15 protein-coding genes and 1 tRNA gene are annotated in these 20308 nt (G+C 64.2%); 6 read left to right on the forward strand and 10 right to left on the reverse strand.

Going from position 1 to position 20308, the window contains the following annotated elements:
• Positions 1–67: 67 nt before the first annotated feature.
• Complete coding sequence (locus KM135_RS16790) at positions 68–691, reverse strand: TetR/AcrR family transcriptional regulator (RefSeq protein ID WP_246606250.1); 624 nt, start codon at positions 689–691, stop codon at positions 68–70.
• An 84-nt stretch (positions 692–775) separates the two neighbouring features.
• Between KM135_RS16790 and KM135_RS16795 the strand changes: the two genes are divergently transcribed.
• The gene (locus tag KM135_RS16795) at positions 776–2239 is read left to right on the forward strand and encodes an efflux transporter outer membrane subunit (protein WP_221715211.1); all 1464 of its coding nucleotides are present in this window, start codon (positions 776–778) and stop codon (positions 2237–2239) included.
• Between the two features lie 335 nt (positions 2240–2574).
• Positions 2575–4083: a tannase/feruloyl esterase family alpha/beta hydrolase gene (locus KM135_RS16800; RefSeq protein WP_343228217.1), complete on the forward strand. Its 1509-nt coding sequence runs from the start codon at positions 2575–2577 to the stop codon at positions 4081–4083.
• A gap of 252 nt (positions 4084–4335) precedes the next feature.
• Here the strand turns inward: KM135_RS16800 and KM135_RS16805 are convergent, their stop codons facing one another.
• From KM135_RS16805 to KM135_RS16820, 4 genes are all read right to left on the reverse strand, one after another.
• A complete protein-coding gene (locus KM135_RS16805; RefSeq protein WP_221715186.1) occupies positions 4336–4779 on the reverse strand; it encodes a spectrin repeat-containing protein in 444 nt (147 codons plus the stop codon).
• A 58-nt stretch (positions 4780–4837) separates the two neighbouring features.
• Positions 4838–5236, reverse strand: a complete 399-nt coding sequence (locus KM135_RS16810) for a metallopeptidase family protein (RefSeq protein WP_221715187.1) — start codon at positions 5234–5236, stop codon at positions 4838–4840.
• Between the two features lie 13 nt (positions 5237–5249).
• The gene (gene htpX, locus KM135_RS16815) at positions 5250–6125 is read right to left on the reverse strand and encodes a zinc metalloprotease HtpX (protein ID WP_221715188.1); all 876 of its coding nucleotides are present in this window, start codon (positions 6123–6125) and stop codon (positions 5250–5252) included.
• A gap of 176 nt (positions 6126–6301) precedes the next feature.
• Complete coding sequence (locus KM135_RS16820; RefSeq protein WP_221715189.1) at positions 6302–7054, reverse strand: SDR family oxidoreductase; 753 nt, start codon at positions 7052–7054, stop codon at positions 6302–6304.
• A 222-nt stretch (positions 7055–7276) separates the two neighbouring features.
• Here KM135_RS16820 and KM135_RS16825 point away from each other — a divergent pair, with 222 nt between their 5' ends.
• Positions 7277–9118: a CHASE3 domain-containing protein gene (locus KM135_RS16825; RefSeq protein WP_221715190.1), complete on the forward strand. Its 1842-nt coding sequence runs from the start codon at positions 7277–7279 to the stop codon at positions 9116–9118.
• A 9-nt stretch (positions 9119–9127) separates the two neighbouring features.
• Here KM135_RS16825 and KM135_RS16830 read toward each other — a convergent pair whose 3' ends face one another.
• From KM135_RS16830 to KM135_RS16850, 5 genes are all read right to left on the reverse strand, one after another.
• Positions 9128–10606 carry an MATE family efflux transporter gene (locus KM135_RS16830; protein WP_221715191.1) on the reverse strand — a complete coding sequence of 493 codons (1479 nt, stop codon included), beginning with the start codon at positions 10604–10606 and terminating at the stop codon, positions 9128–9130.
• Positions 10607–10623: 17 nt separating this feature from the next.
• A complete protein-coding gene (locus tag KM135_RS16835) occupies positions 10624–13428 on the reverse strand; it encodes a valine--tRNA ligase (protein ID WP_221715212.1) in 2805 nt (934 codons plus the stop codon).
• Between the two features lie 175 nt (positions 13429–13603).
• Positions 13604–14134 (reverse strand): DUF2497 domain-containing protein, encoded by a 531-nt coding sequence (locus tag KM135_RS16840; RefSeq protein ID WP_425517086.1) that lies wholly within the window; start codon positions 14132–14134, stop codon positions 13604–13606.
• A 24-nt stretch (positions 14135–14158) separates the two neighbouring features.
• Entirely contained in the window at positions 14159–15607 is a 1449-nt protein-coding gene (locus tag KM135_RS16845; RefSeq protein ID WP_221715193.1) for a TolC family outer membrane protein, read from the reverse strand.
• A gap of 20 nt (positions 15608–15627) precedes the next feature.
• Positions 15628–16281 carry a protein-L-isoaspartate O-methyltransferase family protein gene (locus tag KM135_RS16850; RefSeq protein ID WP_221715194.1) on the reverse strand — a complete coding sequence of 218 codons (654 nt, stop codon included), beginning with the start codon at positions 16279–16281 and terminating at the stop codon, positions 15628–15630.
• A gap of 200 nt (positions 16282–16481) precedes the next feature.
• On the opposite strand from KM135_RS16850, the gene KM135_RS16855 reads away from it, so the two are divergent.
• From KM135_RS16855 to KM135_RS16865, 3 genes are all read left to right on the forward strand, one after another.
• Positions 16482–16555 (forward strand) — tRNA-Cys (locus KM135_RS16855).
• 162 nt (positions 16556–16717) lie between these two features.
• Entirely contained in the window at positions 16718–17968 is a 1251-nt protein-coding gene (locus KM135_RS16860; protein WP_221715195.1) for a tyrosine-type recombinase/integrase, read from the forward strand.
• Between the two features lie 347 nt (positions 17969–18315).
• Positions 18316–20100 (forward strand): ParB/RepB/Spo0J family partition protein, encoded by a 1785-nt coding sequence (locus KM135_RS16865; protein WP_221715196.1) that lies wholly within the window; start codon positions 18316–18318, stop codon positions 20098–20100.
• Positions 20101–20308: the final 208 nt, after the last annotated feature.

Consider the following 20308-nt stretch of genomic DNA (forward strand, 5'->3'; position numbering starts at 1 on the left):
GTGATCCTCCAACTTTGAAGGATCATCTGTTTCCTTGTGACCAAATTGTCAATACGTCACATGCAAATCAGGGGGCGAGGCTTCGCAGAATGAGGTTCGCGACCTCCACCGGAGCGTCTGGAAGAAGGTCGAGATTCCGTTCCAGATGAAGCGGATCGATAAACGGCATCATTGCGTAAAAGATGGCCCTGCAAGCCTCGTCAATTGGAGTTTTGCGCTCAAATTCGCCACTTTCCCGCCCATTCCGGACGATCTCCAGGAGCATCGCCTTGAGGGCTTCTTTGTAAGCTGTTGAAGAGTTCCATTGTTCCGAAGCCGAATGCGCGGCGATGTCGTAAATTTTCCGGTCCTGGAAAAATAGTTCGACGCTCAATGTCGTTAAACTCTTGAACATCCTTCGAAACTGTTCGGCAGAACTGCCCCCTTCGTCGATGGCTAACCGGGTTTCCGCAATGATTTTTTCAAGACGTGAGCTACAGATTGCTTCGCCTATTGCCTGTTTGGATTCGAAAAAGCGGTAAATATAGGCTTTGGAGAAACCGATCTCGCGCGCGAGATCCGCAACGGTCGTCTTTGCATAGCCGTAGCGCGCGAAGCATTCGTTTGCAGCTTCAACGATCTGATCGCGAACCGCGTGTTCGGCCGGGCCGCGAGCGGTGGTGGAGGGAACTGGTTCTTTCATATCGGTCATATAGCGGCCTATCGCAGGATTGACAAATAGTGACTGTTATGATTATTGGTCACTCAAATATGTGAATGAACGGAACCCTTGACCATGCGTCTGCAAACCGCCGCACCGCTTACGCTTTTCGCATTGTTGATGGCCGGTTGTTCGGTGGGCCCTCGCTACACGAGGCCAGCGCTGACAACACCTTCGACCTTTGTGTCCGGTGCTATGGTCGAGGCGCGATCTCCGAACATGCCGAGCGCCGACCTCGTTGACTGGTGGCGGTCTTTCGATGACCCGCTCCTCACGAGCCTCGTGGAGCGGGCGCTGGCCGAGAATCTTGATCTCCAGCAGGCCATCGCCAGGGTGTCCCAGGCTCGTGCTGCCCTTAAGGGGGCCAATGCCGCCCTGCTGCCGTCCGGTCAGCTAAGCGGACAAGCTGGAGAAGCCTATCAATCACTTGAGACGCCGATCGGTCGGATCGGCAGTGCTTTCCCACAATTTGAGCGATCCACCGACCTTTTTCAGCTCGACCTCGGGGCGAGCTGGGAACTGGATCTATTCGGCGGGCGGGACGCGGCCCGCGACGCGGCAAGGGCGGAATGGCAGGCCTCGGCCGCAGGCGCTGTGGCCGCCAGACTGGCCGTGGCGGCCCAGGTCGCTGACACTTATATCCAGCTGCGTACGCTGCAGGCCCGATTCGAGATCGCCAAGGCACAAACCGAAACCCAGCAGCAGCTGAGGGACCTGGTGGCGCTGCAATTCAGCAAGGGCGTTGCCGCCGAATTGCAGCTCAGGCAGGCGGAGGGGGCGTTGGCGCAGATGCGCAGTGCCTTGCCCGCGTTGCAGAACCAGATCGACATGGCGATGTTCGCGCTCGATGTGCTGATCGGCACCCAACCCGGAACGATGCGTCCTGAACTCGCGGCGGGATCAGCCATTCCCGCACCGCCGGCGATCTCGACCGCGGGCGGTCCGGTCGAATTGCTGCGCAGGCGCCCCGACATCATTGCCGCCGAGCGTAAGCTGGCGGCCACGAACGCGCAGATCGGCGTCACCATGTCGGAATATTATCCGAAATTTTCCCTCACGGGCCTCCTCGGAACGGCCACCACATCTGCAGGAAGCCTGTTCTCGGGCAATGCGACCCAGGCGAGCGGCTTCCTGGGGCTACGCTGGAGGCTTTTCGATTTTGGGCGCGTGGATGCGGAGATCAAGGCGGCGCGTGGCCGCTCCGCGGAGGCTCTGGCCGCCTATCGTCAGGTTGTTCTGCGCGCATCGCAGGATGTGGAAAACGCCTTTTCGACATTGGTCCAGCAAGAAGCTCGCGCATTGGTGCTCAAGCAGGGCGAAGAGTCCCTGCTTCGCGCCCAGCAAGCGTCGCTCGCGGCCTATAAGGGTGGCGCCGTCAGCCTGATAGAGGTCCTGGATGCCGACCGGAGGCTGCTCGAAACGCGCGACAGCGCCATAGAGGCGCGTGCTGCGGCGAGCCGAGGCGCTGTCGCGTCTTTCCGCGCGCTGGGCGGAGGATGGTCGCCGAGCGCGATGCCAGCGGTCGGGCAAGGCTCATGATCGTGCCGTGAACAGCAGGCCGGTTCGCCGGGGTTGATCCACTTTGCAGAAAGTCATCGCGCCGACCAAATATGTTTGGCGGGCCGGCGGAGCATTGGGAAACAGACATATTCCGCCTCCAGGCTGACCGGGCTTCACGTTACAGGTCAACGCCTGCTCGTTTCCGTCCAAGTCGGCGTCTGATTGATCGGCTATGCGTTGGCGACTTTCATGCCTGGCCTGAAAAATGTGGAGATTGATCGATGCGAGGAGGGGTTCTGACGTCTTGTGGCGGCGCGCTGGCGATTGGCTTGCTGATGTCGTCGCCGGCTCAGGCGCGCAGTTGCAGTGATTTGGTGGCGACAGCCCTGGCCGATGCCGAGATCACGTCAGCAACATTGCAGGCGGCCGGCTCCTTCGACCTTCCGCCGGACATGGGACCTGCGCGAAAGGTGAACTTGCCGGCCTTCTGCCGGGTCCGGGGCGTGCTGCGTCCCTCCGCCGATTCCCACATCGCGTTCGAAGTCTGGTTGCCGGAAGATTGGAACGGCCGCTTTCACGGCGTGGGTAATGGCGGATATGCCGGCACGATCCCATATTCCGGCATGGAGTCGGCATTGCAGAGCGGGCTCGCCGTCGCGGCGAGCGACACGGGCCATAGCGGCGGGGTGACGGATGCCAGCTGGGCGCTGGACCACCCGGAGAAGGTCGTCGATTTCGGCTGGCGAGCAGTGCATGGCACAGCTGTCGCCGGAAAGGCGCTTGCAAAAGCCTATTATGGATCAGCTCCCAGGAAGTCCTACTTCGTCTCGTGCTCAAATGGCGGGCGCCAGGGACTGATGGAAGCTCAGCGCTTTCCCGATGATTATGACGGCATCATCGCCGGCGCGCCGGCTTATAACTGGACGAGGCTCTTCACTGGCTTCGTTTGGAACGCCCAATGGCTGTCGAGGGCAGGAGCCTCGATCTCCGCGGCCAAGGCGCCGGCGCTCGCTCAGGCCGTTCTGGGGCAATGCGACAAGCTCGATGGTGTTGTCGATGGGCTCGTTTCAAACCCGAACATGTGCCGCTTCGATCCGGTTGTTCTGCGATGCACGGGCGCGGAGACGGATGCCTGCCTGACGGACCCGCAGCTCGAGGCGCTGCGTGCCGTCTATCGGGGACCCCATAACCCGAAGGGTGAGCAGATCTATTTCGGCTTCCCCCCCGGAGGCGAGTTCGTCCCCGGTTCGGCGGGATGGGATTTGTGGATTTTCGGACCGTCTCCCGGCACGAGCATCCAGAATGCCTTCGGCAGCAATTTCATCAAATATGTGGTGGGAGCCCCACAGTCCGATGTGGCGGGTTTTGACTTCGGGAAGGACTTCGACGCGCTGCACGCAGGTCTTGCGGGCACATTGAATGCGACGGATCCCGATCTTTCCCGCTTCGCCGCGCGGGGCGGCAAATTGATCCTCTGGCACGGCTGGTCCGACGCGGCCATTCCCGCGCAGGGGACGATCGCTTATCAGGATGACGTCGCGAGCAAGATGGGCGCGGATCGCGCCGCCTCATTCGTGCGGACCTTCCTGGCGCCTGGCATGCATCATTGCGCCGCCGGGGCGGGGCCGAGCGAATTTGGCCAGAACGGGCCGGAGCCAGGTCAGGACGATCCCGCGACGAGTCTCACCGCAGCGCTGCACGCCTGGGTCGAGGACGGGCGAGCGCCCGAGCAAGTCGTCGCGCGACAAATGCCTCTGCCGGGCCAGCCGCAGGACCAGGCTCTTCGCACCGGACTGCTATGTGCCTACCCTCAGCGTGCTGTGCTCAAGCCCGGCGGTGACCCATTGCAGGCGGACAGTTATCGATGCACCGCTTCAAAATAGGGCTTCGCGTGGCGCCGGTCAGGATGACGTCGCCTGTACCGCCCGAACCGATCGGCATTTGCCGTCGATGAATGTCGCTTATGTCCAATAAATCAATCCGCGCTTCGGCTAAGGCCGCATCGCGACCCGAAGGGCTCTTGGTCGAATGACCTGGAGATCTTCCACTTTCTAGCCCGCCCGGCATGCCGCGCGGGCTAGTTTTTTGGCAGAAATACGGGACTCTCCGCGCGACCGGGCGACGGCGGGCGCCGCTCAGAAGCGGACGCTGAGCGCTTCGTTCAGGGGCAGCGCCGTCCACTGGGCCGTTAGCTCATCGAGGCGGCTGCGAATGGCGTCGATATCGTCTGTCGAAATCGGCGCGACGCCATGGTTGCGGGCGGCACAGGCATGCTCGTAGGTCGCGAGAAGGTCCGCCGTGGCTACACGGCCACCCCACATCTCGGCCTGAAATGTCTCGACGAGGCGCTCGATGGCTTCTTCGCTGTCGCCGCCCGCAACGGCGAAAGTCGCCGTCGCGCCATCCGCCACGAGCGACAGGAAGCCGCGATGGGCGAGCACGCTTTCCACCGCATAATGCACCATGTCGTGCGGGATGATGCCCTGCTTGGGGCAAGCGATCGTTTCCGGCACACCGTCGCCGCGGACGATCGTCAGGTCGTCGGTCTTGCCGTTGCGCTTGACGAAGGTGAGTTCCATGCGGCCGCTCTATCCAGCCGGGCAGTGGATTTCCAGCCTTGCGGCGCGACGGGACCGGTCAGCCCTGGCGGCCCATCTCTTCCTCGATGGCGTGCATGTCGTCATCCGAGAAGCCGAAATGGTGACCCACCTCATGGACGATGACGTGCATGATAAGCGCATCGAGCGGGACGCCGGTTTCGACCCATTCGTCGAGCAGCGGGCGGCGATAGAGCTTGATCACGGGCGGCAGGTCGCCGGAGGACCAGACGCTCTGCTCGGTGAGCGCGCGGCCATGATAGACGCCGCTCAGCTCCCACGCATCCTCAATGCCGAGATCGGCAAGGACATGCTCGTCGGCGAAATCCTCGATCTGGATGGCGATGCCGTCGAGATGCTGGCGAAAGAGCAGCGGCATGGCGGCGATCGCTTGCCGCGCCAGCCGCTCGATCGTTTCCGTGTCGGGCGCGTGGACCATGACGATCGGGCGCTCAGCGCGGGCCGAGCGGATCGAGCGCGGATCGGGCGTGGCGACGCACCGGCGGGGCGGCGGGCTGCATGGCCTGCAGCGCGGCGATGCGGCGCTCGGTCGCGGGGTGCGTCGAGAACAGCTCCGACACGCTCGTCGGCACGATATAGAGCTGTGCGGCGGCGGGATTATGCGCAGCGGCCTGGGTCGGCTGACGCTGGGCGGCACCGGCGATTTTCGCGAGGGCCGAGGCGAGTGCGCCGGGATTGCCGCTGATCTCCGCACCGGCACGGTCCGCGCCGAACTCGCGCGTGCGGCTGATCGCCATCTGTACGATCATCGCGGCGAAGGGCGCCATGACGACGGCGAGAATGGCGACGATCGGATTCGGCCGATCCTCGCCATGGCCGAAGAACAGGCCGAAATTGGCGATCATGGAAATGGCGCCGGCGATGGTCGCGACCATGGTCATGACGAGCGTATCGCGATTGCGGACATGGCCAAGCTCGTGCGCCATGACGGCGGCGATCTCGTCGCGGCTGAGCATCGCGAGCAGGCCGGTGGTGGCGGCGACGGCGGCATTCTGCGGATTGCGGCCGGTGGCAAAGGCGTTCGGGCTGTCATCCTCGACGATGTAGACGCGCGGCATTGGCAGACCGGCGTTGCGGGCGAGGTCGCGCACCATAGTGTAGAAATCCGGCGCGCTCTGCGCGTCCACTTCGCGCGCATTGTGCATGCGCAGGACGATCTTGTCGGCATTCCAATAAGTGAACAAGTTCATCCCGGCCGCGACTACGAAGGCGAGCATCGCGCCGCGCGGTCCGCCGATCATGAAGCCGAGGGCCATGAACAGCGCCGTCAGCGCCGCCAGCAACATGGCCGTTTTCATCCCGTTCAACTCACTCAACTCCTTGAGAAACGCACAGGAGCGAAATGTAGGGAGGGCGGGATGGGGCGCAAGGGGCACGGAAGCCCTTCAGGGGACGGGTTGGAGCGAAGGACGCGACGTTGTGATGATCGCTTCGCGACACCCACCCCCTTCCCCCTCCCTTGAAAGGGAGGGGCGCAAGGGCCTCACCCGTGTTGCAGATCGTTGTCGATCGGCAGCGCCGCGCCGGAGATGTTGCGGCCCGCCGGGGTAGTGAGAAACAGAGCAAGGTCGGCGATATGCTCGGGCGGTACGATCTTCTTGAGCGATTGCGTCGAGAGGCCGATCTGGACTTCCTCCTCGAGCGTCCGGCCGCTGATCGCTGCGCGGCCCGCGATCACCCGGTCGAAGCGCTCGCCGCCGACTGCGCCGGGGAGGATCGCATTGGCCGTCACATCGCAGGCGCCAAGCTCCATGGCGAGGGTCTTCGTGAAACCGATCAGGCCCCATTTGGTCGTCGAGTAGGCGATGCGGTTGGGATAGCCATAGCGCCCCGCGGCCGAGGACATGTTGATGATCGTGCCGGCGCTTTGCTTCAGGAGCAGGATGGCGCGGCGGGTGACTTCGAACGTGCCGGTCAGGTTGATGTCGAGCACGCGCCGCCATTCTTCGCCGGGAAGCTCTTCCGCCGGAAGCGTCGGGCCGCCGATGCCGACATTGTTGACGAGGCAATCGAGACCGCCAAGCGCGCGGTCCAGCACGGTGAAGAGCGTGTCGATCTCGTCAGGCTTCGAGCAGTCGCAGCGCACGCCCAGCAGGCCTGGAACGCTCGCCAGCGCCTTGTCGAGCGCGGCCTGGTCGATGTCGCAGGTAAGTACCTGCCAGCCCTCCTCGACGAACTTTCTGGCGATCGCCAGGCCGATGCCGCCAGCGCCGCCCGTTACCAGTGCTTTCTTCATGCTGTCCCCCGCTCCGATCGTCGATGCGCCCGACCCTTAGCATTGTCCCGAAAGCTGGGAACCGCTTTTCGTTTCGGGTGTTTCGCTCCCCAAGGGGGAGCGGTTGCACATAGATTTTCGGTTTGTCGACAGTTGCTTGCCACGGGCGTGCCGGATCGGGCACGATCTGTTTGCCGCTGGCGGCCTGGGCCTTTTCTGCGCCGGGCCAACGGAAGGAGCGGCATGAAGAAGGGTAGGCAATCGCGCAGACCGGTTGTTCTGCTGGCTCTGGGCTTCGCCCTGCTAACGGCCAGCGTCCTGCTCGCCTTCGTCAGCATGGTCTCGCAGGAACAGGCGACGCGCAGCGTGCGGCACACGCTGGAGGTAGAGGTCCACATCTTCAATGTCGGGCGGCTTGTGACGCAGGCCGAGACGGGGCAGCGCGGCTATCTTATCACCGGCGATGAGAACTATCTTGCGCCCTATCGGCGCGCGGTGGTGCAACTGCCCGGCGTCCTGTCCGATCTCACCGCGGCGACCGCCGACAATCCGGTACAGGCCAAGATGCTGCGCCAACTCGAGGGATTGGCGAAGCTGCGGCTGTCGCTCCTGGAGCAGGCCATCCAGCTCATGATGGAGGGCAACGGCGAGGCAGCGATCAACGCGGTCCGATCGGGGCGGGGTGCCCGCGTGCAGAGCGAGTTGAGCCTCACCATCGGCAGAATGGTGCAGGAGGAAGAGCGCTTGCTCGCCTATCGCACGCAGCTTGCCGAGCGACGCGCGGTGCTGGTCCGCGCGATCCTCGCGCTCAGCGTTATCGGCGCGGTGCTACTGGCGGTGATCGCCGTTCGCGGTGCAAAGCGGCGCATCGACACGCTGGAGGCCGCGCTCGACGATCTCAATGTCGAGAGCGAGGCGCGCGATGCGGCGCAGGGACAGGTGCGCCAGCTCCAGAAGATGGAAGCGGTCGGTCAGCTCACCGGCGGGATCGCGCATGATTTCAACAATATGCTGGCGATCATCGTCGGCAGCCTCGATATCGCGCGGCGGCGGCTGATGAGCGGTGACAGGGAAGCCGTCGAGCGGAGCATCGATCATGCGCTGGAAGGCGCCGATCGTGCGGCCGCGCTCACATCGCAATTGCTGGCCTTCGCGCGGCGCCAGCCGCTCGAGCCACGCGCGATCGAGCCGAACAAGATGGTCAGCAGCATGTCCGAGCTGCTGCGTCGCACGCTGGGCGAGTCGATCCAGATCGAGACGGTGCTGGCGGGCGGGCTGTGGCGCGTCCATGCCGATCCGGACCAGCTCGAAAGCGCTTTGCTCAATCTCGCCGTCAACGGCCGCGACGCGATGCCGAATGGCGGCCGGCTCACGATCGAGACGGCAAATTGCGAGCTCGATGAGCGTTACGCTGCCGAACATGACGAAGTGACGCCGGGCCAATATGTCATGATTTCCGTGACCGATACAGGCACGGGCATGACGCCCGAGGTCGTCGCGCAGGCATTCGAGCCCTTCTTCACGACCAAAGACGTCGGGCGCGGCACCGGGCTGGGGCTCAGCCAGGTTTTCGGCTTCGTGAAGCAGTCGGCGGGCCATGTGAAAATCTATTCCGAGCCCGGCGAGGGGACGACAGTCAAACTCTATCTCCCGCGCCATGCCGGAGAAGCCGCGCCCGTGCGGCGAGGCCGCCAGGATGATATGCCGCTCGGTCGCGCCGACGAACTCGTGCTGGTGGTGGAGGACGAGCCGCGCGTGCGTCGCATGTCGGTCGATGCGTTGATCGAGCTCGGCTACGGCGTGATCGAGGCGACGGACGGCAATGAGGCGCTGGCGCTGCTGGCCGACAATCCCGATATCGCGCTGCTCTTCACCGACATCATGATGCCCGGCATGTCGGGCCGTGCGCTGGCCGATCGCGCGCTTGCCCAGCAGCCCGACCTCAAGGTGCTGTACACGACCGGCTATACGCGCAACGCGATCGTCCACAATGGCGTGGTCGATTATGGCGTGGCCTTCATCCAGAAGCCGTTCACCATCCCTGCGCTGGCGCGGAAGCTGCGCGAAGTGCTTGGCGAGGATTGATCGGCCCGGTCAGCTGGCGAGGGGCGGCGCGTTGACCTTGATGCGTATCTCGCGCCAGTTGCTGAAGCGATAATAGAGCCAGCCGAGGATCAGCGCCACCAGCGTGCTGATCGTGAAGCTCCACCACAGGCCATCCACGCCGATGACCGGATAGCTCAGATAATAGAAGCCGATCCGCACGAAGAAGAGCGAGACGGTGAGGATGACCAGCGGCGCCAGAACGACGCCGTTCGCGCGCATCGTGCCGAACATGACCATGACCGCGGCGAAAATCAGATAGCTCCAGTTGACGATGTTCATCATATGCGCGCCGATCTCGATCGCATGGCCGCCCCCTTCGAGGAACAGCGCCAGGATCGGCCGCTCGAACAAGGTGATGAGGGCGATCAGCACGGCGGAGATCAGCAAGCTGAAACCGACGGCGACAAGCGTCGTCTGCTCGACCCGGTCCCACTTGCCGGCGCCGATATTCTGCGCGGCCATCGACGACACCGCGCCGCCAATGGCCATGGCGGGCATCTGGAGATAGTTCCAGATCTGCTGGGCCGCCGCGAAGGCCGCAGCCGTCGTCGTACCTTCGCGATTGACGAAGCCGACGATGACGAGCGTCGAGAGCGACATGATGACCATCTGGATGCCCATCGGCACGCCGCGCGCGGCGACGACCTTCAACAGTGCCGGATCGGGCCGCAGATAGCGCCATTCCGCGCCGCGCAGGCGCAGCGGCAGATCGCGCCAGTAGATATAGGCGATCATCGCGGCGACGCTCAGATAATTGGAGATGGCATGCGCGAAGGCCGAGCCCGCAATGCCCATGGCGGGGGCGGGGCCGATGCCGATGATGAAGACCGGATTGAGCGAAACGTCGAGCAGCATCGACAGGAAGATGAAGTAGAGCGGCGTCATCGCATCGCCGCCGCCGCGCAGGCCCGACATGAGCATGATGAACATCATGCCCGCCGGCAGGCCGAGGAAGGTATAGTGCAGATAGGCCTTGGCGAGCCGGAAGACCTCGGGCGGTGTCGAGAGCGTCGCGAGGATATGCTCAGACCACAGGAAGCCGGCGAGCGCGATGACGAAGGTCAGCCCGAGGCAGAAGCCGACTGCCGTGCCAAAGGCGTAGCGCGCGCTCTCTATGTCACCGCGACCGAAGGCCTGGCCGACCACGACATTGGCCGCCATGCCGAAGCCGAAGATGACCGAGAACATCAGGAACATGATGATGTTCGCGTTCGCGGTCGCGGCCAGCGCCGCATCGCCCAGAAAATGCGCGACCCAGATCGAATTGATCGAGCCGTTCATCGACATGAGGATGTTCGCCGCGAGCGTGGGCAGGGCGAAGACGACCAGCGTATTGAAAATCGGGCCGGTCGTCAGGTCGCGCGCGCCGCGAATGTGGCGCGGGCCGGGGCTAAAGCCCGTCTCCCCGGCCTCCTCCTCGCGCCTTGGCGAGTCGCCATCGCGGGCAGGGGACAGATTTTCGCTCATCGGCCTCGTTCAAAACTCTATCCAAGCCGTGTCAGCGCAGCCTCCAGACGCTCCGCTTCGGCGACTTTTTCGGCATGGTCGGCACGGGCCTTATCGACCGCCTCGGGCTTCGCCTTCTCGACAAAAGCCGGATTGGCGAGGCGTCCTTCGAGCGACTGGGCTTCCTTCTGCGCGGCATGAAGTGACTTTGTCAACCTCGCGCGCTCGGCCTCGATGTCGATGACACCTTCGAGGGGGAGGACATAGGTCGCCTCGTCCACCACGATCTGCGCGGCGCCGCCACTTGCCGTACCATCGAAGGTCCAGCTTTCGATGCGGGCGAGGCGGCCGAGCTGCTGGCCGAGCCGGTCGATGCGCGCGCGCGTCTCAGGGCCGGCATCATTGGCAATGGCATTGAGCTTCGCGCCCGGCGGCACGCCGAGCTCGGCGCGCGCGGCCCGTACTTCGCTCACCAGCCGGATCAGCCAGTCGATCTCGGCGCTTGCCTGCGCATCGGTCTGCGCGGCGGGCTCGGGCCATTTGGCAACGATCAGGTCATAAGCGCGCTCGCCCTGCGCATGCCACAGCTCCTCGGTGATGAAGGGCATGAACGGGTGCAGCATGACGAGGATCTGGTCGATCACCCAGCCGGCGACGGCGCGGGTTTCGGCCGCGCCCAGATCCTCCCCGGTACGGGGAGGGGGACCATCCGCAGGATGGTGGAGGGGGCCCCCTCCGTCAGCCGCCGCTGGCGCGTCGCCTGCCACCTCCCCGTCCCGGGGAGGATTGAGGACCGGCTTGATCAGCTCCAGATACCAGTCGCAGAACTGATCCCAGACGAAGTGGTAGATCGCGTTCGCGGCCGCGTCGAAGCGCAGCTCGGCCATTGCCTTGTCCAGCTCGGCGAGGGTCGCGGCGACTTCGCCGATGATCCACTTGTTAACTGCGAGCGCGGCGGCGGGCGCTGCAACCGAATGGCTCGCGCCGATGCCGTTGGACTGGGCGAAGCGGACCGCGTTCCAGAGCTTGGTCGCGAAGTTGCGATAACCCTCGACGCGCTTCTCATCCATCTTCACGTCGCGGCCCTGGCTCTCCATGGCGGACATGAAGAAGCGCAGTGCATCCGCGCCGAACTGGTCGATGAGGCCGAGCGGATCGACCACATTGCCCTTGGACTTGGACATTTTCTGCCCGTCTGCGGCGCGCACGAGGCCGTGCAGATAGAGCCGCTTCCAGGGAACGTCCTTCATGAAGTGGATGCCCTGCATCGCCATGCGCGCATCCCAGAAGAACAGGATGTCGAAGCCGGAGACGAGCAGATCGTTGGGATAGTGCTTCGCCAGCAGCGGCGCGGTTGCTTCATCCTCGGGCCAGCCGAGCGTGGCGAAGGGCCAGAGCGCGGAGGAGAACCATGTGTCGAGGACGTCTTCGTCACGTGTCAGCTTCCGGTTGCCGGCCTTGGCCTGAGCTTCTTCCTCGGCCTCCGCGACGAAGATATTGCCGTCCTCGTCGAACCACGCGGGAATGCGATGCCCCCACCAGAGCTGGCGCGAGACGCACCATGGCTGGATATTCTCCATCCAGTTGAACCAGGTCTTTTCCCAGGTCTTGGGCACGATCTCGATCGCGCCCGAGCGCACCGCCTCGATCGCGGGCTGGGCGAGGGTCGCCGCATCGACATACCATTGATCGGTCAGCCAGGGTTCGATGACCACGCCGCCGCGATCGCCATAAGGCGTCTGGATCGTGCGCGGTTCGGCGTCGTGCTCGGTTTCGTTGCCTTCCTTGTCCTTCGTGACATGCGGCACGAGGAAGCCCTGCGCCTTCATCTCGTCCACGATCCACTGGCGCACGACGAAGCGGTCCTGGCCGAGATATTTGTCGGGGATCAGACCATCCGCCGTCTGCACGACCAGCGCCTCGGCATCGAACATGTTGAGCATGTCGGCCGGCTTGATGCCGGCGCGCTTGCCCACCTCGAAGTCGTTGAAATCATGGCCGGGCGTGATCTTCACCGCGCCCGAGCCGAGCGCCGGATCGGCATGCTCATCTGCGACGATCTTGAAGCGGCGGCCGGTGATCGGCTGGAGGATGTCCTTACCGATGACCGACTTGTAGCGCTCGTCCTCCGCGTTCACCGCCACGGCCATGTCGGCCAGCATCGTTTCCGGGCGGGTCGTGGCGACGACGATATGGTCACGGCCATCGTCCAAGGTCACGCCGTCGGCGAGCGGATAGCGGAAGTGCCAGAAGCTGCCCTTGATCTCGCGCGTCTCGACTTCGAGGTCCGAGATGGCGGTCTTGAGCTTGGGATCCCAGTTCACCAGCCGCTTGTCGCGATAGATGAGGCCCTCATTATAGAGATCGACGAACACCTTCACGACCGCGCGGGTGAAATGCGGGTCCATGGTGAACTGCTCGCGGCTCCAGTCCATCGAGCAGCCGAGACGGCGCAGCTGGCCCGTGATCGTGCCGCCGCTCTCGGCCTTCCACTCCCAGACTTTCTCGACGAACTGCTCGCGCGTGTAGTTGGTGCGCTTGTCCTGCCGGTCCTCCATCTGCCGCTCGACGACCATCTGCGTCGCGATGCCCGCATGATCGGTGCCGACCACCCAGAGCGCATCCTTGCCGCGCAGCCGCTCGTAGCGGATCACGATATCCTGCAGCGTGTTGTCGAGCGCATGGCCGATGTGCAGCGAGCCCGTCACGTTCGGCGGCGGATTGACGATGGTGAACGGCTGCGCGTCGGGGCGCGACGGGCGGAACTGTCCGCTCGTTTCCCAATGCTGGTACCATTTGGCCTCGATGGTGGCCGGATCGAATGTCTTGGCAAGCTCGGTCATGGGCGTGTCTGTCATGGGGTGGCCCTTAGTGATTCTCGATGAGGCGCGCCAGCCAAAGCACCGGCGCGGTCTTGCGGAATATGTGTCGAATTGGCGAAGCCGCCGCGCGGGTCACGCGCAGGGCGATGAGGAGCTCAATGCTGCCGGACTGCGTGCTCGGGCGGCAGCCCGGCCGTCATACTCGTCCGGTGATCCGGTCGATCTCGCGCTTGACCATGCCCTCGACCAGCTCGGGCAGATTGGCGTCCAGCCAATCCTTGAGCATGGGGCGCAGCATTTCGCGCACCAGACCCTCCAGCGTGTTGGACTGGCCGTCCTCGGGGCGGACCAGCAGCCTGGAGAGATTGACCAGGGAGTCGCGGGCCGCCTGGGCGCTCGCGTCGGAAATTACCGTGGCCGGCGTATCGGCTGCGGGTGCTGCGGCGGCCTTGGCGCGCGGTGCGGACTTGGCGGGCTTGCTCTCGGGCTTGGCGGCTGGCGCGGTCATGACCGGCTCCTCTTGCGCGGGCGCGGCGTCGCTATCGCCGGGCAGGGCATCGGTGAGCTCCAGAACCTGATCGTGCGACGCTGCGTCATCCGCGTCTTCGATCGCGACGGCCTGAGCGGCGCGGCGGGGCGCACGGGGAGCCTGGCTGACCGTGTCTTCCTCGGCGATGATCCGTTTGATGGATGAGAGAATCTCTTCCATCGACGGCTCGTTCGGCATGGCCCCCATAGCGATTCCCGGCGATCAGTTGGTTTCTGAAGCCTTTACTGTGGCCGTTTGAGCAGTCGAGTCAACCGTGCGCGACGAAATCGGCTTGGGCGCCGCGTCGTCGTCCCAGTCGAACCACTTGCCCTTCACGCGGTCGTAGTTGGAGCGGGGATCGTAGATGTCGCTCGCCGGGATACCGAAATCGGTCGGCGAGATGCGGCCCATGGCAGCCAGTAGCGAGAAGGCCGCGACATAGGCATTGCGCTCGGCGGTGACGAGCTGGACGCGCGCGATGAAGCTTTCCTGCTCGGCATTGAGGATGTCGAGAATGGTGCGCGTGCCGACGCTGTTCTCGGCGCGAACGCCTTGCAGGGACAGGCCGCTCGCATCCACGGCGGTGCGGCTCGAGGCGATCACCTCATTGCTCGCCTGCCAGCTCGAATAGAGCGAGCGAGTCTGGGCAATGAGATCGCGCTCAACGGCAGTCTCGCGCTCCATGGCCTGCTGCTCGAAAGCTTGGCTCTGACGCACCTGCGCGCCCGGGCGGCCGCCCTGATACAGCGGCATGGTGAGGCGTGCGCCGACCACGACCGATGCCGCATCGGCGGCATTGGTCGCACCAGCCCGCGAGGCGAAATCGGTGTCGTGCTGGCCGGTCGCGAAGGCGGAGAGCGTCGGCAGGCGCTGGCCCCTGGCGACGCGCACGTCATAGAGGCTCGCTTCGCGCACCTTGCGAGCGGCGGCGAGATCGGGATTGTTGGCCAGCGCGACATCGACGGCATCGTCCGCATTGGCGGGGAGGCCGGGCAGCGCGGGTGGCGGCTGGAGATCGACCGGCTCATGGCCGATAAGCTGGATGTAGCGCTCGCGCGCCTCGATCAGCGAGGCTTCGGCCGTCTTGAGATCGCCGCGCGAGATGGCGAGGCGCGATTCGGACTGGGCGACGTCCGTGCGGGTAAGGTCGCCGACCTGGAAGCGATTGTTGGTGGCGCGCAGATTGACTTCGAGCACCTGCACGTTGTTGCGGCTCAGCGACACGAGGGATTCGCCGCGGATCACGTCCATATAGGCGGCGACCACCTGGCTGAAGATAGTGAGTTCCGTGCCGCGCAGATCGAACTGCCCCGCCTCGATGCGGTTCCTGGCACCGGTAACGCCATTGCGCACGCGCCCGCCGGAATAGACCGGCACGCTGACCGACAGGCTGCTCGACAGCGAGCGGTTCGGCGCCAGCGGGTTGAGCGGGCGGTCATGCGCGAACTCGGTGAAGGTCGAGCCCAGGCTGACGTCCGGCAGGCCATTGGCCTTCTGGATATTGTAGGTCTCGTCGGTCGCCCGCTGGCCGGCGCGCGCGGCGCTCAAGGTCGGATTGTCGCGATAGGCCGCAGCCAGCGCCTCCTGCAGCGTTTCGGCCTGGACGGGCAGGGCGACGCCGCCAAGCAGGGCGGCGAGGATCGCGAGGCGCGGCGTGGAGCGAAGGGGCATGGGCAGGAGACGCTTCCGGGTCAAAACGTGAAGGATGTGGGCTTGGCGAAGCCGGGGAGGGGTGCCGCTTCGCTGTCCACCAGGACGCGTGCACCGAAACCGCCCGCCGTGCGGGTGCCGATGCACAGCCGGGTGACGCCGCGCTCGGCGCGGGCAAAGACGGCACGGCCATCGACCTTGAGCTGGTCGATCAGCGCATCGGAGAGATCCTCGACAGCACCATCGACGAAGAGCAGGTCGAACGGCGCCTTCTTCTTCGATCCTGCGGCAAGCGGGCCGGTTTCGATGGTGATGCCGGCCCAATCCTTGAGCTGCGCCCTGGCATGGTCGGCGAGCGCCGGGGCATCTTCAACCGCGACAACGTCGCAGCCGAGGCGCGCGAGCAATGCCGCGGCATAGCCGGTCGCTGCGCCGATCAGCAGGACATGCTCGCCGGGCCGGGGCGCGGCGGCGACCAGCAGGCGGGCGGTCGCGAGCGGCGGATTGAGCGCGCGACCCGCGCCGAGCGGCACCGCGCGATCGATATAGGCGGCGTCGCGCCGGGCCTCGGGCAGGTAATTCTCGCGCGGCTCGGCAAGGATGGCTTCGATGATCTCGGGATCATTCACGTCATTGGTGCGCAGCTGGCTTTCCACCATCGCACGGCGCATGGCCCTGAAATTCTGCTCGGTCATGGAGTCCCTGATGACATAACTGTATTGTTCTTACAATACACCAAATAGCGTTGCTTGCATCTCTAGTCTTTTTGCACTGCACAGTGAAAGCCTTTTCCGCGCCGGATCGGCGGCGCACGGCCGCTGCCGGTTGCGGTCGGGCAAAGCGGATTGCGTCGCCGGACGATTTGGGCTAGCCGCCCTCTCCTACCGCGCTCCGAGGCCCGATGGCGGAGTGGTTACGCAGAGGACTGCAAATCCTTGCACGCCGGTTCGATTCCGGCTCGGGCCTCCAGAGCGGCATCCAGAGCGGTCCGCAAACGTCCAGAAAATGGCTGATTTCCGCCGATTTTTCTGCTATATTCTCCGCATTGGTGCGAGCCGATCCACCCTCATCCGACCGATTTGATGGTCAATTTGATGGTATGGTCCAAGTTCGCTTCGCGGAGATACCATCATGGCGAGCGCAAACCGGCAGGAATCTGGGCTTACAGCCTCCTCTTTGCAACGCGCAAGACCCCGTGAGAAGCCCTACAAGCTGTCCGATCGCGACGGCCTCTATCTGCTGATCGAACCAAGCGGATCGCGAGTATGGCGCATGAACTACCGATTTCAAGGCGTTCAGCGAACAATCACGTTTGGGCGCTGGCCCGTGCTGACCCTTCCTGAAGCAAGGGAGCAGCTCTTGGAAGCGCGACGCCTGCTCGCCAAGGGAACGGACCCGATAGAAAAGGCCAAACTCGACAAAATCGCAAAATCGCTCGCAGCGAAGAACGACTTTCAGACGATCGCCAATGAGTGGCTGGACAAGATCGAGCGCGAAGGCGTCGCGCCGATGACGCTGAAGAAGGCGCGATGGTTGGTGGGCAAGACTTTGCCCGCACTCGGACGACGACCGATCACGGAAATTTCGGCGCATGAGCTCCTGGCCGTGTTGAAGAAGGTCGAAGCCACAAAACGCTATGATACCGCCAACCGCATCCGAAGTACCTGCAGCCAGGTCTTTCGATATGCGATCGCCACTGCGCGCGCCGAACGCGATATCGCCACCGATCTGCGAGGAGCGCTGGTCACCCCGCGTACGAATCATCGTGCCGCGATCACGACGCCCAAGGAGGCCGGGGCGCTGCTGAGGGCCATCGAAACCTATGACGGCTTTGGGCTCACCCGGACGGCCCTGCGATTGCTTCCGCATGTCTTCGTGCGTCCCGGCGAATTACGCTGCGCGGAATGGAGCGAGCTTGATCTGGAGAAGCGCGTCTGGACGATTCCCGCCCACAAAATGAAGATGCGCTTCCCCCATGCGGTCCCGCTCTCGCGGCAGGCCATCGAGATCATTGGCGAGATCGAACATGACGTAGCCTATAGCAGCTTCCTGTTTCCTTCCCTGCGGGCGCTCGACCGGCCCATGTCCGATAATACAATCAACGCCGCTCTTCGCAGGCTCGGCTATGCCCAGGATCAGATGACCGGCCATGGCTTTCGCGCCCTGGCCGCAACTTTGCTAAACGAAATGGGCATCTGGAACCCCGATGCCATCGAGCGCCAGCTCGCGCACGCGGATGGCAATTCCATCCGCCGTGCCTATGCCCGCGGGCAATATTGGGATGAGCGCGTGAGGATGATGCAGCATTGGTCCGATCATCTGGATCAGCTCCGTGACGGTGCGACCGTTCTTCGACCCAAATTCGGGCACAGCGGGACTTAGGGGATTACCGTCTCACCTTGCGGGTGACCGCGCTCTATTCCGCTTCGCTCCACCGAGCCACCTGCGGCGTCTCGTCCCTCCAGGCGACGATCGACTGACGTGGCGATCCTTAAGGATCGCTCTGCGGACATCGCGCTGGGCGCGATGGCGTCCGTGGCCTCCGGCAGCGGGGTGCGCGTCGCTTCCCTCTAGGCCTGCCGCCTCAGGCAGCAAGCCGGCCTTCGGTCCGGCTCTTCCACTTCGTTGCAGCCCTGCGGGTACAGCCTGCGGCTTCACCAGGCCTGCCGGTGCGCTCTTGCCGCCCACCCCGCCGTCCGGGGCCGGTTTGTGCAAGAGGAGTAAGGAAGATGGAACTCAAGCATATCGACATTGCCTGCCTCTCGGTCTCGCCCGCCAACATGCGGGGTGTGAAGAAGGCCCCCGACCTCACCAACATCCTGCCATCGGTGAGGGCACGGGGCATATTGGTGCCACTTATCGTGCGTCCGAACGGCTCGCCCGAGACCTATGAGATCGTCGCGGGCAAGCGGCGTTATCATGCCGCACTGGCCGTTGCACAGGAACAGGGCAGCTTCGATCCCTTGCCCTGCGCGGTGATGGAAGCCGGAGACGATTCAGCCGCACTGGAAGCCTCTCTGATCGAGAACATCGCGCGGCTCGACCCCCATAAAGTGACGCGCTGGGAGACGTTCACGCGGCTTGTGAGGGAAGGCCGGTCGCCCGAGGACATCTCGCTGACCTTCGGCCTCACCGCCTTGCAAGTGAAGCGCACGCTGGCGCTCGGCAACTTGCTGCCCCGCATCCGCGACCTCTATCGCCGCGAGATCATCGACGCCGCAACCGTGCGCCACCTGACCCTTGCCTCAAAGCAGCGGCAACGCGAATGGCTGGCCCTGTTCGAGGACGAGAGTGCCCGCCCGCCGATGGGTCATCATCTCAAGTCCTGGCTGCTGGGCGGCGACACCATTGCGACCGGGAAGGCCCTGTTCGACATGGCCGACTATAGCGGTCTGGTCGTTGCGGACCTGTTTGGCGAGGACAGCTACTTCGCCGACCCGGACATGTTCTGGTTGGCGCAGGACAAGGCCATCGAGGACCGCGCCGACGCCTATCGCGAGGCGGGGTGGCAGGAAGTTGTGATCCTGCCGCGCGGCGAGACGTTCCATCATTGGGAGCACGAGCGCTGTTCCAAGGCCAAGGGTGGCCGGGTCTATATCGCGACCGGCCATGGCGGCGACGTGACCTTTCATGAGGGCTATGTGACCGCAAAGGAGGCGCGCAGGCTGGCCAAGGGCGAGGCCATCGAGAAGCCGGTTCGTCCCGAATTGTCTGCACCGCTGACCAGCTATATCGACCTTCACCGTCATGCTGCTGCGCGGGCGAAGATTGCGACCGAACCCAGCATCGCCCTGCGCCTCATGGTCGCCCACGCCATTGCCGGCAGTTCGCTGTGGCGGGTCGATGTCGCGTCTCAGCGCGGCGCAACCGATGCGATTACGGAGAGCGTCGAGAACAGCATGTCGGAGGCGGCGTTCGACAAGGAGCGGCGCATCGCGCTTGGCCTGCTCGGGTTCGATCCAGACACCGCAACCGTCACCGGGCACAGCTATGACCGCGACATCGTCGCCATCTATCTGCGCCTGCGCGACCTCGACGACGCGCTCGTGATGGGCATCCTCGCCATCGTCATGGGCGAGACGCTTGAACCGGGATCGGCATTGATCGAACTTCTGGGCAAGCAGATGGAGATCGAGATGGCGTCGGTCTGGGAAGCAGACGATGTTCTGCTCGACCTCATCCGGGATCGGGACGTCATGGCCCATGTGCTTATGGACGTGGCGGGTGACGAGGTTGCGTTGGGCAATGCCGATGCGACCGCGAAGGTTCACCGGCAGATCGTGCGAGACTGCCTGACCGGGGCCAACGGGCGGGCCAAGCATGAGCGCTGGGTGCCGCGCTGGATGAGTTCCCCCCCATCGACGTACACCAATCGCGGAGGGGTCGGCACGGCCGAGCGATGGGAGAAGGTTGCACCGCTGCTGGCAGATGCTGCGGATCAGGATGACGACCCGGCGTGCGCAACGGACGAAGAACTCACTCCCGATGAGGAGGGGGATCGACAGGCGGCATAACCATGAGGGCGGGTAGCGAGAGACACGCTGCCCGCCTTTTTCAGACTCTGGTCAAATTGACCGCAGTTCTTGGCCGGCGTCGGGACTGTCAGATATTTTGTGCGCGAGGCCATAGAGATGGATAGGAAGGACCATCGATATGGCGATCGACAAGGCCATGCTGGACCAGCTTCTGGCTGGTCGTGATCCGCAGGATTTGTTCGCGAAG

The organism is Sphingobium xanthum (genome assembly GCF_019737615.1).
GTDB lineage: Bacteria > Pseudomonadota > Alphaproteobacteria > Sphingomonadales > Sphingomonadaceae > Sphingobium > Sphingobium xanthum.

Excerpts from the sequence above, each read along its gene's own strand:
- KM135_RS16820 (WP_221715189.1), bottom strand. The coding sequence starts at position 7,054 with ATGAAGAAAGCACTGGTAACGGGCGGCGCTGGCGGCATCGGCCTGGCG.
- KM135_RS16860 (WP_221715195.1), top strand. The coding sequence starts at position 16,718 with ATGGCGAGCGCAAACCGGCAGGAATCTGGGCTTACAGCCTCCTCTTTG.
- KM135_RS16840 (WP_425517086.1), bottom strand. The coding sequence starts at position 14,134 with ATGCCGAACGAGCCGTCGATGGAAGAGATTCTCTCATCCATCAAACGG.
- KM135_RS16850 (WP_221715194.1), bottom strand. The coding sequence starts at position 16,281 with ATGACCGAGCAGAATTTCAGGGCCATGCGCCGTGCGATGGTGGAAAGC.
- KM135_RS16790 (WP_246606250.1), bottom strand. The coding sequence starts at position 691 with ATGACCGATATGAAAGAACCAGTTCCCTCCACCACCGCTCGCGGCCCG.
- KM135_RS16795 (WP_221715211.1), top strand. The coding sequence starts at position 776 with ATGCGTCTGCAAACCGCCGCACCGCTTACGCTTTTCGCATTGTTGATG.
- KM135_RS16845 (WP_221715193.1), bottom strand. The coding sequence starts at position 15,607 with ATGCCCCTTCGCTCCACGCCGCGCCTCGCGATCCTCGCCGCCCTGCTT.
- KM135_RS16805 (WP_221715186.1), bottom strand. The coding sequence starts at position 4,779 with ATGGAACTCACCTTCGTCAAGCGCAACGGCAAGACCGACGACCTGACG.
- KM135_RS16825 (WP_221715190.1), top strand. The coding sequence starts at position 7,277 with ATGAAGAAGGGTAGGCAATCGCGCAGACCGGTTGTTCTGCTGGCTCTG.
- KM135_RS16830 (WP_221715191.1), bottom strand. The coding sequence starts at position 10,606 with ATGAGCGAAAATCTGTCCCCTGCCCGCGATGGCGACTCGCCAAGGCGC.
- KM135_RS16865 (WP_221715196.1), top strand. The coding sequence starts at position 18,316 with ATGGAACTCAAGCATATCGACATTGCCTGCCTCTCGGTCTCGCCCGCC.
- KM135_RS16810 (WP_221715187.1), bottom strand. The coding sequence starts at position 5,236 with ATGGTCCACGCGCCCGACACGGAAACGATCGAGCGGCTGGCGCGGCAA.
- KM135_RS16835 (WP_221715212.1), bottom strand. The coding sequence starts at position 13,428 with ATGACCGAGCTTGCCAAGACATTCGATCCGGCCACCATCGAGGCCAAA.